This window comes from Burkholderia sp. RF7-non_BP4 (assembly GCF_001521935.1).
Lineage (GTDB): Bacteria > Pseudomonadota > Gammaproteobacteria > Burkholderiales > Burkholderiaceae > Burkholderia > Burkholderia diffusa.
This window is the reverse complement of the sequence record NZ_LOTA01000080.1, coordinates 49533-65429: the sequence shown is the minus strand read 5'-3', so window position 1 is coordinate 65429 and position 15897 is coordinate 49533. Positions and strand designations below refer to the sequence as shown.

Sequence of the window (15897 nt, the reverse complement as noted above, 5' to 3'; positions counted from 1 at the left end):
CCGCGGCACGCATCACGCGCCGTCGCGCGCGTCGCGGATCGGGATCACGGTGCGCGCGCCGCACTGGCGCAGCAGATCGCGCAGTTCGTTGATGACCGGAAACACCTCGTGGTTCCAGTCGGCGCCCTGCCGGTCGTGCGCTTCCTGCTCGCGCTCGACGATCCAGCGATCCTCGCGGAAGATCCGCTCGGTGAACCAGACGAGCAGCGGCCACGCGAGATCGAGCGCGAACGGGATGCCGGGCTTGTGGATCGACAGCAGTCCGAACGTGCGATTGGTGCGCTGCTCCGCATCGAGCGGCACGTAGACGATCCACAGGTCCATCACGAGCGTGCCTTCGCTCGAGCGGATCTGCAGTGTTTGATACGGGTAGCCGGTGCGCACCGTCATCACGCTCTTGTCGGCCTGGTCGCCGGGCTTCTTGCTCGAGCCGAACACGAGCGCCTCGCCGACCGGCTGCTTGCCTTCCATGCGCGCGAACGTGTAATCGACCTCGACCCAGTCGTCGCCGCGACGCCGGCCGAGCGCGCGCGCCCGCATCTGACCCATCTGCTTGCGATGCAGGAACTGATGGTTCATGTCCATCAGGTTCTCGTGCATGAACGAGTAGTGGCACTTGACCTCGCGGCCGAAGCGGCGCGTCTTGAATGCAGGGTCGTCCGCCGATTCGAGCGCGGGGAACGGGCGTTCGTCGGCGAGCGTCGCGTCGCCGGGGAACACGAAGATCACTCCGTGCGCCTCGCGGCACGGATAGGCGCGCACGCCGTTGGGCAAGCGCTCGCGGCCGAGGTAGGGCACGTCGACGCAGCGGCCGCTGTCGCACGCGTAGGTCCAGCCGTGGTAGCAGCAGCGCAGCGTTTCGCCGCTCACGACGCCCGCATGCAGCGGCACCTGGCGGTGCGCGCAACGATCTTCGAGCGCGTATACGGCGCCGGATTCGGTGCGCACGAGCACGATCGGATCGCCGGCGAAGCGCACGCCGAGCGTCTTGCCGCGCTTCAGTTCGCGCGACCACGCGAGCGGATACCAGTGATCGGGATGGATGGGCACGCGGCGCAGGTCGCGCACGACCGCGCCGGTGGACGGTTCTTCAAGGGTGCCGCTGTCAGACAAAGGCACTGCGCGCATGCGTGACGCCTCCTGGCTGGACGGAAGGTCCGGACGCCGCAACACGCGGCGTGGCTTGGGAGAAGTCTACGCGAAGTTGCACCGCATGGCGGACGCGATGCGGGTTTGCACCGGCACGGCGGGTGCGGATTGTTTGATGCGGCGCAATCCGAGGCATGGGCGGCGCGTGCGGTATGCGAGGCATGCGAGGCCGCCCGGCCTCGGCCGCGCGACGGGCCGCAGCCCGTCACGCGGCCGGTTGCCGGTCACGAGCGGGCGTCGCGCCACAGCACCGGGTCGGCGCGGTACAGCGCCGGGAAGTAGTGTTTCAGCCCGGCAACCTTCGGCAGGTCGTTGAACGCGATGTACGGCGCGTCGGGATGCAGTTCGAGGTAGTTCTGGTGATAGGCCTCGGCCGGGTAGAACCCCTTGTAGGCCTCGATACGCGTGACGACCGGCGCCGGAAACGCGTGCGCGGTGCCGAGCTGCGCGATGTACGCGGTCGCGACCGCGCGTTGCTGCGCGGTGGTCGGGAAGATCGCCGACCGGTACTGCGACCCTTCGTCGGGGCCTTGCCGGTTGAGCTGGGTCGGATCGTGCGCGACCGAGAAGAACACCTGCAGCAGCCGGCCGTAGGTGATCTGCGTCGGGTCGTAGACGATGCGTACCGATTCCGCGTGCCCCGTCAGCCCGGACCCGACGAGCGCATAGTGCGCGGTTTCGGACGCGCCGCCCGCATAACCGGCCGTGACCTGCTTCACGCCCTTCACGTGCTCGAACACGCCCTGCACGCCCCAGAAACAGCCGCCGGCAAGCACGGCCGTCTCGTCGTGCGATGCGCCGGGCGTTTCGTCGAGGGTCGGCGCGGGCACGGTGCGCATCGGCTCGGCGGAGTTGACGATGCGCTGGTAGCCGAACACGGCGGCGGCTGCGACGGCGAGGGCGCCGATGCGGCGCAGCATCGCTGTGCGCCGTCGTGGCGTGGCGGCGCGGGTGGGTGTCGGGTTCATCGTTGGCTCCTTCGGAATGCGTTGGGGAAGACGGCGGTCGGGTGTCGGCCTGGCATGCGTTCAACCGAACGTGAATGCGTACGCATCGACACCCGGATCGAGAAACTCGATCGCGAACGTGCGATCGGCGATCGCGCCGGGCTGGCGGACGAGCTGGTACAGGCGCTGCCCGGTGACCGAGCCGTAGCCCTGCGCGTCGACGTCGGCGCCGTGCGCGGCCCCGGGCGCCGCGCCGTCGAGCGTCACGCGAAAGCGCACCGGCTTGCCGTTCGCACCCGGGCCGAGCACGAGATGCAGGTCGCGCGCATGGAAGCGGTAGACGATCCGGCCGGACGGCGCGGCGAGCGACGCGCGCTCGGCGCCGACCTGCCAGGTGCCCGCGAGGCCCCAGTCGTTCAGGTCGGGGTGCGCGGGCGCGTCGTAGCGGTGTGCCGTGTCGCGCACCACGCCGCCGGGCGACGTGAAGTCGTCCGCGCGCGCATAGCCGACATAGGTTTCGGGCGAGCGGACGTCGGCGCTGTCGGCCGCCGCGAGCGCGCCTTTCGCGGGCGCGCCGGCGAGCCCGAGCGGCACCTTCAGCGCTTCCGGGTGGCCGGCTTCGGCGAGCAGCGACTGGATCGCGCGTTCCGACTGCGCGTATTCGCCTTCGCCGAAGTGGTGGCGGCGCACGCGCCCCTGCGCGTCGACGAAGTAGTGCGCGGGCCAGTATTCGTTGCTGAACGCGCGCCAGATCGTGTAGTGGTTGTCGATCGCGACAGGGAAGTCGATGCCGAGGTCGTGCACGGCCTTCTTCACGTTGCCGATGTCGCGCTCGAACGCGAACTCCGGTGCGTGCACGCCGATCACGACGAGCCCATACGGCGCGTACTTGCGTGCCCAGGCCGTGGTGTACGGCAGCGTGCGCAGGCAGTTGATGCACGAATAGGTCCAGAAGTCGACGAGCACGACCTTGCCCCGCAGGCCGGCCGCGGTCAGCGGCGGCGAATTCAGCCACTGCACGGCGCCGTCGAGCGACGGCAGCGTGCCTTCGACGGGCAGCGCGGTCGGCGCCTGCGGCGCGGGCGTGACCTCGGCCGCGCGCATCATCGCGCCGCCGGGCTGCGCGGCATCGGCCGTGGCGGCCATCATCGCGCCGTTCGAACCGTTCGCGGTGCGGTCTGCCGGGCCGTCCGCCGGCGAGCCCGTCGCGACCGTCGCCGCCGGCGCGCCGTTCGAGCGCCCGCCGAGCCGGTCGACGAGCTTCGCCTCGAGGCCGCCCGTCGTGACGGTCGACAGCTGCGCGAGCGCCCCCGTATCGAGGCCGAGCGCGATCGCGGCGACGCCCGCCAGCAGCGCGGCGCCGATCCCGCGCTTGATCCATTCGCCCGCGCCGAGCGAGCGCTTCATCGCGGCGAACACCTTGCCGCCGATCACGAGCGCCACGCCGAGCGACGTCGCCGCGCCGGCCGCGTACGCCACGAGCAGCAGCGTGGTGCCGACGCTCGCGCCGCGCAGCGCGGCGCCGGTCAGCACGAGCCCGAGGATCGGGCCGGCGCACGGCGCCCACAGCAGGCCGGTGGCGACGCCGAGCAGCAGCGACGACAGCGGGCCGGCCGGGCGGCCGTCGCGCTGCGCGAGGCCGGTGAGGCGGTTGCCTGCGGCGACGAGCGGGCGCGTCAGGTGTTCGGCGAAGCGCGGCATCAGCAGCGTCAGGCCGAATACCGCGAGCAGCACGATGGCGGCCCAGCGGCCGGCCTGGTTGGCCTGCGCGACCCAGCCGCCGCCGACGGCGGCGAGCGTCGCGACGACGGCGAACGTGAGCGCCATGCCGGCCAGCAGCGGCAGGCCGGTGCGCACGAACGGCTGGTCGGCGCGCGCGAACACGAACGGCAGCACGGGCAGGATGCACGGGCTCAGGATCGTGAGCACGCCGCCGAGATAGGCGAGGACGATGAGCAGCATGATGCGTTCTCCAGTCGGTCGGGAGTGGGGCCGGATCAGGCGGCGGCCGGGTGGAAGGCGAGTGCGAGGCCGTTCATGCAGTAGCGCAGGCCGGTGGGCGGCGGGCCGTCGTCGAACACGTGCCCGAGATGGCCGCCGCAGCGGCGGCAGTGCACTTCGGTGCGGACCATCCCGAACGACGTGTCGGCGTCGGTCGCGACCGCGTGGTCGAGCGGCTTCCAGAAGCTCGGCCAGCCCGTGTGGCTGTCGAACTTGGTGGCCGACGAGAACAGCGCGAGGCCGCAGCCCGCGCACGCGAACGTGCCGGGGCGGTGCTCGTCGTTCAGCGGACTGCTGTACGGCCGCTCGGTGCCGGCGTCGCGCAGGATCGCGTACTGGGCGGGCGTGAGCCGGCGATGCCATTCGGCGTCGCTGAGGGTGACCTCGTATGGCGCGGCCATCTTCGGCGCAGCCGTCGACGCGGCGAATGCGCGGCCGACCAATGCGCGGCGGCCGGCCGACGATAGCGCCGCGAGCGTGGCGAGGCCGGTGGCGCCGGCGAACAGCAGCAGATGTCTGCGGGTGGGCATGATGGGCTCCTGGAAGCAGGTCCTGAAAAACATGCGCCTATCGTAGACAGCGGCCGGTGTCGAAGTCCTCACGGAAAGTTAAAGGAATTGTGATGTTTGTGGTGCTCCGTCGGGGCGCGTTCGCGTCCGTCTACGCTCCAACTGGCAAGGGCCTTCGAGCAGGTGGGCCGCCGATGTTTGCCGAGCACTTGCTCGCGCCGTGATCCGAATGAGGCACCCGGGCAAACGAAACTCGTCACGCTCAGGCAAGTGCGTCCGGTGCAAAACAGAGGCGGTGTATCGGCTGGGCGTCCAGTCGGTAGCGCGCGCCTGACCGCGACGGGAACCGTCTGATATCGCGTGAAGGGCGCGAGAACCCGCGTGGCGCGCACCGAGTCGACTTTGCAGGAGGTGGTGGGTCGCCAAACTGTCAAAATTCGTCATATCTAGGACTTGTCTAATTTGGCGAACCCTAGATTGGGCACTGGTCCTATATCTTGCTTTGTAAGGGATTTATAAAATATCTATCAAAGAATTTCGCAAGATGACCTCGGGCGGGAACGGCGGCTCGAGAAATTCAAATGAGAAAATTTCGCGCGGGACCTATTTTTGCAAGCCGCGGCTATCGCCGCTTGCGGGCATGAAGTATATCGAAGGCGATTCCAACGCGATCGATGTCGTAATTATATGTAGGACTACAGATACTCTAATCGATTCGATGTCGCGCAGTCGCCGATGATCAAGAGGTCTCTCGAGTCGATCTGCTTTAACGGCGAAAGCGTGCATCCAGGCCGTCGCCGCGCGGGATGGAGGTGATCCGGCTTTGCTCGTCTGGAATGAGGGGAAGTCAGATTGCGGAGCGCATGAAGAAAGGCAGGTAGGCCATCAGCGTGGAAGGTCAACGCGATGAAAATTAGGTGTGGAAAACGACGTCGATCTGATCAAATCCAAGGCGGTTCTAGATCTGATCGATGAGGGATGCGCGAGCCGATTTGATATCGGAATTAATCTGGATTCTATACAGATAAGTTATGCGAATTATTAACATATTGAAATGCGGTCCGTATGGGATGCCGCTCGTCGCAATCGCGATGTCGCTTGCATCGTCGATTGCCAGCGCGAACATGCTGGTCTATCCGATGTCTGCGTCGATCGGCGGCGGCAAGGAGTCGGCTGCGGAACTGCGCATCTATTCGAAATCCGATACGACGCAATACGTGAAGGCGATCGCGAAGCGCGTGATCGATCCGGCGACGGATCACGAGCGCGAGGAGGCCAGCATGAATTCCGGCGACGACGCAATCGTGATCTCGCCGGCCAAGTTCGCGTTGCCGGCTGGCGGCACACGGCTCGTGCGGGTGATACCGCTGGGCGTGCCGAAAACGGAGGTGCTGTATCGCGTCTATCTGCAACCGGTGGCGGCACCGTCGGATGACGACTCCGCGGCGAAGGACGATGTGTCCGGCAAGGTCGACTTCAGCCTCGTCTGGGCGCCGCTCGTCCGTGTGCTGCCGAAGACGCCCGTGCCGGATTTCCACGTGTCGAAAGGCGCGCTGGCCAATACCGGCAACGTCCGGATCGGTTTGATCGAAGCCGGCGCGTGCCAGTCCGAGCAGGACGCCGCGTCGTGCCAATGGACGAAATTCGACCGCAGTGTCTACCCAGGCCAGCACTTCACGCTGGAGGGGCTGCATTCCGCACCGTATGTGCGAATCCGATATCGAGTGGGGGGAATGGCAGAAGTACAACAGAAGATTGTGCGCACGCATTCCGCCGACGCGATAAACGCGCCGAGCGCGAATAACGAGACCCTGGCGGGTCATTCCATTGTTTCAACCAACCAGAAGGACTAACCCATGCTGAAATATGTTCCGATCGCTGCCGCAGCCCTGATGTCGATGTCGGCTTACGCCGTTCAGAAGGACATCACCGTCACGGCCAACGTCGACACGACGCTCGAAATGCTGTCGGCGGACGGCTCGGCACTGCCGACCACCATGCAGATGCAATATCTGCCGGGTACGGGTCTTCAGGCAGCTGTAGTGAACACGAAGATCTTCACGAACGACAAGGCGAAGGATCTGCAGATCCGCCTCGCGACTGTTCCGTCGCTGAAGAACCAGACGAGCCCGGGCGCGGCCGAAATTCCGCTGTCGGTCAAGCTGGGTGAAACCGAGCTGACCACCACGGCGGCGACGCTGAAGACGGCAGAACTCTTCCCCGGCGAACTGGCACAAGGTTCGAACGTGCTGCCGCTGTCGATCGGTCAGAAGACCGTCGCAGCCGTCACGGCGTCCGGCAGCTACCAGGGCCTCGTCAGCGTGATCGTTACGCAGAGCGCGGCGTCGGGTAGCTAAGCTCCCCGGCTGTATCGATGGGCGCGCCTGAACGGCGCGCCCTGTTTTTTGTAGTACTCCTCCAAAAAACATTCAATCTCCCGCATGATTCCATTCGACCTCAAGAAAACCGTTGTCGCATGTCTGAGCGCTCTGTGTGTGACGGACATCGTGTCCGTCGCGCAGGCTGCTTCATCCGTGCCGCCGGGCTTCGAGGACATCATGACGGGGCACGACGAGCGCATCAACGTCAACTTTCTGGGCAAGCCGCTCGGCTTGTTCCGCGTGTATGTGACACCGGACACGGTCCGTTTCGAGGATCCCGCAGGCCTGTTGCAGGCGCTCGGCTCGCACGTGAACCCGGCGACCGACGTGTCGACGATCGGCGACGCGCTGTCCAAGTCGATGGCGCGCAACGGCAATCTCGCCTGCGCAGGGTCGGCGGGCGTAAACGGCTGTGGATATGTCGACACCGACAGCGCGGCCGTGATCTACGACGAAAGCGAAGGCAACATCGAGCTGTTCCTGTCGCGCGACTGGCTGAGCACCGAAGAGCGTGACCAGCGGTTTCGCGAGCCGTCGCCGATGACCGAAAACGCGCTGATCCATCAGCAGACGATCAACCTGTCGGGAGGGCGCGGCTACAAGAGCCTGTCCGTGTCGGGCACGGGCGCGCTCGGCATCACGCCGAAGAGTTTCATCGGCGGGAACTGGAATTTCACCCATACGGGCTATTCGCGAGGATCGGACAGCCACGTCCAGCTTCAGGATCTCTACTACCGCCACGATCTCGGCGCCGAGCATTACGCGCAGGCCGGCCGGATGGACAACCGCAATCTCGCGAGCGCGCTCGGCGGCAACTTCGGGTTCACGATGCTGCCGGTCGGCACGCTCGACGGCGTGCGCGTCGGCACGACGCTGGCTTATGTGAACCCCGAAGTTGCGCAGCAGGGCACACCGGTCACGCTGCTGTTGCCGCGCGATTCGCGTATCGACGCGTACCGCGGCCAGGAGCTGCTGGGCACGTTCTACATGAAGGCCGGCGTCAATGCGCTCGATACGTCCCGCTTTCCGGAAGGCACGTATCCGCTGACGCTGCGCGTGTTCGAGAACGGCGTGCAGGTGCGCACGCAAACGACGCCGTTCACGAAGACGGGCGGCGGTGTCAATTCGCGCACGCGACAATGGTTCGCGCAGGCCGGCCGCCCGTCCGACCGGGACGCGCCGGACGGCATGGCGGCGGCAGCCGGCGTGCGGATTCCGCTGTTGCGTGAAATGGCGCTGACGAGCGGTATCGCGAGCGTCGGCCGGCACGTGTACAACGAAACGGCGCTGGAGTGGCGACACGCGTTTCCGCTGGGCGTGCTCTCGGCCGGCGGTTCGTTTTTCGTGGGCAACGACGGCTCGCGCGGCAACACCCAGCAGATTTCGTTCGCCGACGGCGTGTCGTGGAGCGTGTACCGTTACCAGATGCGCGGCGCGGCATGCAATGGTCCGGCCGTGTCATATCGCGACATCGGCTGCTACGACATGCTGAACGCGACCGTGTCGTTTCCGATGGGCAACTGGTCGGCAATGCTCGGCTATACGTACAACAAGAGCGTCGGGCGGTCGCGGAACTGGCAGCCCGACACATCGGACCGTCCGTGGGCGACGCCCGTGTTTCGTGAAGGCGATCAGGTGTCGCGTGCGCTCCAGGCGTCGCTGTCGCGATCCTTCACATGGCGCAAGGTCAGCACGAACTTGCGCGTCGGCGCGTACGCCAACCGCAACACCGGTGCCCGCAGCGAGTACGGCGGCTACGTCGGTGTGACGCTGTCGATGGCCGAACCCGCGAGGCAGCCCGGGCGCGCGTCCGCTTACACGTCGGCGGGTGTCGACGTTCGCGCGGATCGCAACAGCACGACGACGAACTACACGCTCGACCGCAACTGGAACTGGCAGGGCGATGCCTACCGGGAAGTCGCGCTCGGCGTGTCGGGCTATGGCACCGACAGCCTGACCGGCACCGTGCAGGGCCGCTGGAGGGGGCGCTACGGCGACGTCGCCGCGTCGGTCGCGAACAGCTACAGCCGTGACAGCGGCGGCAATAATCCGTCGGTGACGGCGAGCTATTCGTCGTCGTTCGCGGTGGCGCGCCAGGGCGTGTTCCTCGGCGCATCCGCGTCGCAGTCGGATCCGCTGGCGGGGTTCGCCGTCAGGGTCGGCAAGCGCGACGATGCGAGCGGCATGGCAGCCGAGGTGCGCAGCGATTCGAGCGCGCGGATCAAGGTGGGTTTCGGGCAGCGCGCGCTGTTGCCGGTGTCGGCCTTCACGCCGGTGACGACCGAAGTGAACGACGCGGGCGCGCATGCGTCCGCGGGTGCGACGAGCGTGACCGAGGGGCTCGGCAAGCGCACGCTGTTCATGGTGCCGGGGCAGCTCGCACTGCGCAACGTCGACGCGAAGGTGACGTACACGTACGTCGGCCAGGTTTTCTCGAAGGGTGGCATGCCGCTGTCGGACAGCGTGATTCTCAACGGCGCGATGCCGTTGATCGACAGTCAGGGCGGATTCATTGCCGAACTCGACCATAAGGAAAACGAACTGTTCGTCGTGGACGGGCCGACGCTGATGCGATGCCCGCTGCACGTGAAGCGCAAGCAGGACGTGCTGATGATGGTGGGCAAGGTGCGCTGCGAAGTGGCCGGGCCGGATGCGCTGCCGGAATCGCTGCGCAAGCAGGCCCGCGTGCGCAAGCTGCTGGAGCATCGCTATGTGATGTCGATGCGGGCGCGGACGACAGGCGTGACCGACACGGAGCAATGACGCGCACGACCTGTGCCGGCAGGCACCTCACGCTGCCGCTTGCTTTGCCGAAACGATAAGGAAACAGCTACTCAAATGCTTCTGATCAATCGAATTCGCTATTGGGAAATCGTCTTGGCGGCCATGCTGGGCGCAATCTCGCTCGATGCGTCGGCGGCCTCCGAGGCGCCCGCGAATCGTAACGATACTGTGGGAGCCACGCTGGATCGCGGCGCGCCGACGGCGGACGTCATGGTATTCAACGGCGCGTCGGGCGGCTACGACACGGCCGATTTCAGGAAGTGGGGGCGAAATTCGTGGACGTGCCAGTCGTCTACCGACACGGCGACCGGTGCGTGCGCGACCGAGCCGAAATGGGAGGTGGCGGGCGATTCGACCTCGATCCGGCTTTCCTTCAAGGAAGAAACAACTGGCGCCACGGCCGTACTGAATCTGCATGGACAAAATGGGTATAGCCGTCACTTGGATTGCAGCGGCAACCCTGGTCCCGAAGTCGTGTCGATCTCCAGAGAGCCGATCGAGATGGCGCAGGCCGCTACCGTGGGCATTTGCAACACCATAGGCTGGGACGGTCGCAAGCTCTTCGTCAAGATTCCCTCCGCGGAACTGAAGAAGCTCCCGTCCGGCGGAACCTGGAAGGCGAACCTTCAGTTGAACCTGCGACAGTGGGACGTCGGGGGAGTCAACCCGAAGATCGCCACGTTCAAGGCATCAATCAGGCTGGACGTGACCGACACGAACAACATCCAGGTCTATCTGCCGGAATTCACGAGCGCGACACCCACCGTGGACCTCAAGCTGCGCAAGCTGCCGAACGGCAGCCGGATGTCGGGCACGTCGAACGTCGACATGTGCCTGTACGACGGCTACAACTCGCAGAGCACGTGGTTCGACGTGTCGGCGAGCGACGGTCTCACGGTCGATCGCCGCGACAAGGGCCAGTATTCGGTGCTGCTCGATAAGGACAAGAGCGGCGCGTACGAATCGCGCATCGATTACAACGTGAGCCTGACGTACGCGGGCAAGAAAATCGCGCTGCCGAACAACGAGACGGTGCGCCTTCAAGGTGTGAACAACAGCGCCGGCCGGTCGGTATCGCTGCCGGGCATTTCGGTGCCGGTCATCTGCACCCCGACGCCGCTGACACTCGAGACGCCGGAATTCCAGTCGGTGTGGAAGCGTCCGGGCAAGTACAGCAACAAGCTGACGATCACGTTTACGCCGTCGTCGGCGAGTCTCTAGTGCGCTCTGCGTCCACGGCGACGCTGAAGGCAGCCGATCCGTTCCCGGGTGAACTGGTGCAGGGTTCGAACGTGCTGCCGTTGTCGGTCGCTCAGAAGACTGTCGAGACCGTCGCGGCTTCCGGCAACTACCGGGGCGTCGTCAGCTTGATCGTCACGCAAGGCGCTGCATCGGGTGGCTAAACCCGAGCGTTTCGCTGGCGGGCGTGCCTGACAGGCGCGCGTGCAGAAGCTGCCGCAGCAGCGCTGTCTAATGTCGTCGGTGCGGGCGGACCGATCCTCCTGCGTCATGTTGGACGTTGATCCGCTTCGATGATCGAGGTGCCGCTGAAACGGCATCGCTTTTCGAGGAGCAAGCGCGCGATGCATTGCTTCTCGTCGCATGAAGTGCAGCCACGGTAGTGGCCGTCGCGCAGGGGCGCTGACGGACACCCCGGACACGAGGAGACTGCGATTCAAATGACACGAGCGAACAAATTTCACTGGCGAGCCGTTGTGCTCGCCGCTGCGGTAGGGGCGATCCCGGTCGATGCATCGGCGGCGCTCCAGGCGCCAGCAGACCGCAATGATACGGTGGACGCCACGCTGGATCGAGGGACGGCGCAGGCGGCGGTAAAGATCTTCGACAAGGCATCAGGCGGCTACGATACGAACGACGCCCCAAAATGGGGACGAAATTCGTGGACATGCGAGTCCGCTACCGATTCAGCTACTGGCGCTTGTCCGACCGCCCCTGTATGGTTTGCGTCGGGAGAGTCGACCGCTATCAAGCTGAAGTTCAGGGAAAAAAAGACTGGCGCCACGGCGGAGCTGAATCTTCGCGGAGCGAACCATCACACTCGCCACCTTGATTGCAGCGGCAAAGCTGTCTCCGAAATCGTTTCAATCTCGCCAGTGCCCATCCAGGTCGCTGCAAGCGCCTACGTAAAGGATTGTTCCACCACAATCACCTGGGACGGAAGGGCGCTTTCTGTCACGATCCCCGCTGAAGAACTCAAGAAAATCCCCACGGGCGGATTCTGGACGGCGAATCTTCGATTGAATCTGAGACAGTGGGACGTCGGGGGAGTCGATCCGAAGATCGCCACGTTCACGGCGTCAATCAAGCTGAACGTCACCGACAAGAACAACATCCAGGTCTACCTGCCTGAGTTTGCGAATGCGACGCCCGTCGTCGACCTCAAGCTGCGCGCGCTGCCGAACGGCAGCCGGCTGAGCGGCACGTCCAACGTCGACATGTGCCTGTACGACGGTTACAACTCGCAGAGCACATGGTTTGATGTTACCGCGAGCGACGGCCTCACGATTGACCGGCGCGATAAGGGCAGCTATTCCGTGCTGCTGGAATCGGACAAGAGCGGCGCATATGCGTCGCGCATCGATTACAACGCGAGCCTCACGTATGCCGGCAAGAAAATCGTGCTGCCGAACAATGAGACCGTTCGGCTTCAGGGTGTGAACAACAACGCGGGGCGGACGGTCTCGCTGCCCGGCATTTCGGCTCCGGTCGTCTGCATGCCGACGCCGCTGACATTGGCGACGCCCGAATTCCAGTCGGTGTCGAAGCACCCCGGAAAGTATCGCAACAAGCTGACGATCACGTTCACACCGGCGTCGGCGAGTCTGTAAGCGCGGCCGTATCCTGCCGCCGATCACACCCGTCCCATGATCTGCGTGCCGAGCGAGATGCCGAGTTCGGACAGCGAAGCATTGGTCGCGAGCTGGGCGGCTTCCCAGCGCGACAGCGCGGCGTCGAATCCACTTGCGTGCACGCCGCCGCGCAGCGCTTCGGCAAGACCGACCGCGTTCTCTGCCGCCTTCGCGACCCCGGCGGCCGTATGCGGTCGCACGAGGCAGGCCGCGTCGCCGAGCAGCACCGCGCGGCCGAACGCCATGCGCTCGACCGCGAGATCGAGGATCGCCTGCGCGAACGGCGCCCGGGTCGCGTCGACGAGCGCGGCGAGCGTCGGCGCGAGCAACCGACGGCCGGCGTCCACGAGTTCGAGCCGGTTGTCGTCGCGCATCGCGCCGGGCGGCAGCGAGCCGTCGCGCTGCGTGCCGTCCTGCGCGAGAAACAGCGACGGCACGCGATCCTGCTCGAGCCGCCGGTACCAGACCCAGTTCACGCGCCGCTTGCCTGGCTCGATCGCGCCGTCGCGGCCGGGCACCAGGTAAGTCAGGAACAGATGCGCGTTGCCTTGCTGGAACGTGAACCGATCGCGCAGCGCCCGCAGCACCGTGTCGGGAAGCGTGTGCTCGTCGACGAGCCCGCGCCACGCGACGTAGCCCGCATACGCGGGCCGCGCGTCGGGCAGCAGCTGGGCGCGCACGGCCGAGCGGCCGCCGTCCGCGCCGACCAGCAGGTCGGCATGCTCGACGCGGCCGTCCGCGAAATGCGCGATCACGCGCGCGCCGTCCTGTTCGAACCGCTCGAACGATACGCCGGCGTGCACGACGCCGGCGGGCAGCGCGCGCTTCAGCGCGGTGTAGATCACGTTCCACGCGGTCTGCGTTTGCGGCATGTAAAGGCGCTGCACGATCCGGTCGTGCTCGTCGAGATAGATCCGGTCGACCGAATCGACGCCCGCATCGCGCGGCACCGGCACGCCGCCGAATGCAAACGCGCGCTCGATCGGCGGCTGCAGCACGATGCCGCCGCCGCGGCTGTCGAGGTCGTTCGGCGATTGCTCGAATACCTTGACGCGCCATCCGGCCGCGCGCAGCGCGGTCGCCGTGAACAGCCCGCCCACCGATCCGCCGATGACGATCGCCGACGGCCCCGAAACGTCGCTCATGATTCCCTTCCCTCGATGATTTGTCGCGCGCGGCGACTCAACCTTCCCAGTGCTTCAGGAAACACGCCTGCAACGCGTTCACGCGCGCCGGCCGTTCTTCGCGCGCCATGTTGCGCGTGTCTTGGCCGACGGCCGGCCCGCTGCCGGCGTCGGCGGGGTCATGTGACGGTCACCATGCGGTTCGGCCCGCACGCGCCCGGACGCGGGCGCAAATGCCTTTCGAGGATAGGCGAAGCGACCGGCACGCCGGTTGAATTGTTCTGAATTCGTCGGGCGGCGCGCGGGGCCGCGCTACACGCGGCGGCGTCGCCGCGCGCTCGCGCCGGATGCGAGTTGCTTCAGCGTAGCGGGCGTGCCGTGGAGAAACGCGTCGACCAGCCGTTCGATTTCGGTGTCGAGATCGTCGGGCACCGGCAGCCCGTAGACCCACTTGCGAACGCCGAAATAGAAGATGCTCGCGTGCAGGCTCCAGACGAGCTCGATTTCCGCGTTGCGCTGGGCCTCCGTCGCCGGCGTGGCGATGTCGTATTCGTGGCGCAGCTCGCGCAGCACCGGCAGGAACACGCGTTCGCGCAGCCGCGACAGATAGCGCGTGTTGAAGCCCTCGCGGCTGAGCCCCGCGAAGATGAAGGTGCGGATCCATTCGCGCCGCAGGATGGTTTGCGCGTACGCGCGGTAGAACGCGACGAGCCGCTCCTGCAGCGGGACCGTGCGATCCGCGATCATTTTTTCCCAGTCGGGGCTCCACGTGTAGACCTCGTCGTACACGCGATCGATCAGCGCCTCCTTGCTCGGGAAATACCGGTACAGCAGCGGCTGGGTGACGCCGATCTGTCGCGCGAGCTCGCGCGTGCTGCCGGAAAAGCCGTGCGTCGCGAAGTGCTCGATCGCCTTCTCGACGATCTGCCGCTCGCGCGCTTCCGGCGCGAGGCGCCGGCCCGGCGTGACGGCGTTGCCTTCGACGTCCGTCCCGCGCTCGCGGGCGGGCGTGCTGCGTTTTCTTTCGGTCATGCATCGGCTCCTGATCGCGTGCGCGCTTAAGCTATCGATCGAAAAATAACACGATCGGACCGCGAGGACCGCGCGCGGCGTGCCTGTCGACGCGATGCGGGACCCGTCGTGCAAGCGCCTCGCGTCACGTCGAGCGCGCCGTCCGGCCAGCGTCCGGGCGTCCTGTTCAGGAAAATTCAGGCCCATCGCCATGACATTAAGACGCGCCTTAACTAGTCTTGCTTCCGAACAGCCGTTTGGACCGGACGCCAGTCGGCACCGCCGGGCCGTTCGGCACAACCGGAGCGGAACATGCGTGATCTGATCTCGCCGGACGCACGCATCGCGTGCGCCGGCGCCACCGTCGCCATCCAGGAGGCCGAGTCATGCCGACGGTAACCGCGGCCGCGGCGCCCGATCACGTGCGCGGCGAGGACGTGTTTCTCGCGTCGATCGCCGGCTACGTCGACACGCTCGGCTTCGTCGCACTGTTCGGCCTGTTTACCGCGCACGTCACCGGCAACTTCATCCTGATCGGCTCGGGGCTGGCCGGCGTCGGGCAAGGGCTCGCGATCAAATGGCTCGCGTTCCCGGCCTTCATCGCCGGTATCGTCGGTGCGCGCGTGCTCGACCACCGGATGCGTTCGCTGGGCCACGGCCCGCGCGCGCGTTCGCTCTATGCGCTTCAGGCCGTGCTGCTGGCCGGGTTCATGCTGGCCGGCGTGATGGCGTCGCCGATCGCCGACGCCGATGCGCCGCGCACGATCCTGTGCGGTCTGCTCGGCGCCGCGGCAATGGGTGTCCAGAATGCGCACGGCCGGCTGACGGCCCGCTCGGTCGTCGCCAACACGGTGATGACGGGCAACGTCACGCAGGCGGTGATCGACGCGTTCGACTGGCTCGTGCCGCTTGCCGCGCCGGCCGAACGCGACGCCGCGCGCGTGCGGCTGCGGCGCACGCTGCCGCCGGTCGCGGCCTTCGCGATCGGCGCGGGCGCGGGGGCCGCGGCATACGTATTCGCCGCCTTCTGGGCGCTGGCGCTGCCGCTCGCGACCTTGTGCTTCCTCGCCTATCGATCCGGCCGGCCCGACGACGGGCCGGCATCACGCTGAATCCACGCG

General features: G+C 66.4%; 13 protein-coding genes. 7 read left to right on the top strand and 6 right to left on the bottom strand.

The annotated features are described in order from the left end of the window. Window positions 1-12: 12 nt before the first annotated feature. The 4 genes from WS49_RS25335 to msrB all read right to left on the bottom strand — a co-directional run bounded on the left by WS49_RS25335 (window position 13) and on the right by msrB (window position 4627). On the bottom strand, window positions 13-1128 hold the full coding sequence (locus WS49_RS25335) for an aromatic ring-hydroxylating oxygenase subunit alpha (protein WP_059534449.1): 1116 nt from the start codon (window positions 1126-1128) through the stop codon (window positions 13-15). A 245-nt stretch (window positions 1129-1373) separates the two neighbouring features. Next, window positions 1374-2117 carry a peptide-methionine (S)-S-oxide reductase MsrA gene (msrA, locus tag WS49_RS25325; RefSeq protein ID WP_059534445.1) on the bottom strand — a complete coding sequence of 248 codons (744 nt, stop codon included), beginning with the start codon at window positions 2115-2117 and terminating at the stop codon, window positions 1374-1376. Window positions 2118-2177: 60 nt separating this feature from the next. Further along, window positions 2178-4058, bottom strand: a complete 1881-nt coding sequence (locus WS49_RS25320; protein ID WP_059534443.1) for a cytochrome c biogenesis protein DipZ — start codon at window positions 4056-4058, stop codon at window positions 2178-2180. A 35-nt stretch (window positions 4059-4093) separates the two neighbouring features. Then, on the bottom strand, window positions 4094-4627 hold the full coding sequence (gene msrB / locus WS49_RS25315) for a peptide-methionine (R)-S-oxide reductase MsrB (protein ID WP_059534441.1): 534 nt from the start codon (window positions 4625-4627) through the stop codon (window positions 4094-4096). Between the two features lie 1010 nt (window positions 4628-5637). Here msrB and cblB point away from each other — a divergent pair. From cblB to WS49_RS25285, 6 genes are all read left to right on the top strand, one after another. Then, window positions 5638-6459 (top strand): cable pilus chaperone CblB, encoded by an 822-nt coding sequence (gene cblB, locus WS49_RS25310; RefSeq protein WP_059534439.1) that lies wholly within the window; start codon window positions 5638-5640, stop codon window positions 6457-6459. A 3-nt stretch (window positions 6460-6462) separates the two neighbouring features. After that, a complete protein-coding gene (cblA, locus tag WS49_RS25305) occupies window positions 6463-6963 on the top strand; it encodes a cable pilus major pilin CblA (RefSeq protein WP_059447391.1) in 501 nt (166 codons plus the stop codon). An 84-nt stretch (window positions 6964-7047) separates the two neighbouring features. Continuing rightward, window positions 7048-9750 (top strand): cable pilus usher protein CblC, encoded by a 2703-nt coding sequence (cblC, locus tag WS49_RS25300; RefSeq protein WP_059534438.1) that lies wholly within the window; start codon window positions 7048-7050, stop codon window positions 9748-9750. A gap of 75 nt (window positions 9751-9825) precedes the next feature. Continuing rightward, the gene (locus tag WS49_RS25295) at window positions 9826-10992 is read left to right on the top strand and encodes a CfaE/CblD family pilus tip adhesin (protein ID WP_059534436.1); all 1167 of its coding nucleotides are present in this window, start codon (window positions 9826-9828) and stop codon (window positions 10990-10992) included. Further along, window positions 10992-11174 (top strand): CS1 type fimbrial major subunit, encoded by a 183-nt coding sequence (locus WS49_RS36200; protein WP_059534434.1) that lies wholly within the window; start codon window positions 10992-10994, stop codon window positions 11172-11174. Before WS49_RS25295 ends, WS49_RS36200 begins: the two co-directional genes overlap by 1 nt. Window positions 11175-11450: 276 nt before the next feature. After that, a complete protein-coding gene (locus WS49_RS25285; RefSeq protein ID WP_059534432.1) occupies window positions 11451-12620 on the top strand; it encodes a CfaE/CblD family pilus tip adhesin in 1170 nt (389 codons plus the stop codon). Between the two features lie 23 nt (window positions 12621-12643). Here the strand turns inward: WS49_RS25285 and WS49_RS25280 are convergent, their stop codons facing one another. Then, complete coding sequence (locus WS49_RS25280) at window positions 12644-13786, bottom strand: FAD binding domain-containing protein (protein WP_059534430.1); 1143 nt, start codon at window positions 13784-13786, stop codon at window positions 12644-12646. A gap of 291 nt (window positions 13787-14077) precedes the next feature. Continuing rightward, window positions 14078-14797: a TetR/AcrR family transcriptional regulator gene (locus WS49_RS25275; RefSeq protein ID WP_059534428.1), complete on the bottom strand. Its 720-nt coding sequence runs from the start codon at window positions 14795-14797 to the stop codon at window positions 14078-14080. A 365-nt stretch (window positions 14798-15162) separates the two neighbouring features. Here WS49_RS25275 and WS49_RS25270 point away from each other — a divergent pair, with 365 nt between their 5' ends. Continuing rightward, complete coding sequence (locus WS49_RS25270) at window positions 15163-15888, top strand: YoaK family protein (protein ID WP_059534426.1); 726 nt, start codon at window positions 15163-15165, stop codon at window positions 15886-15888. Window positions 15889-15897 lie beyond the last annotated feature (9 nt).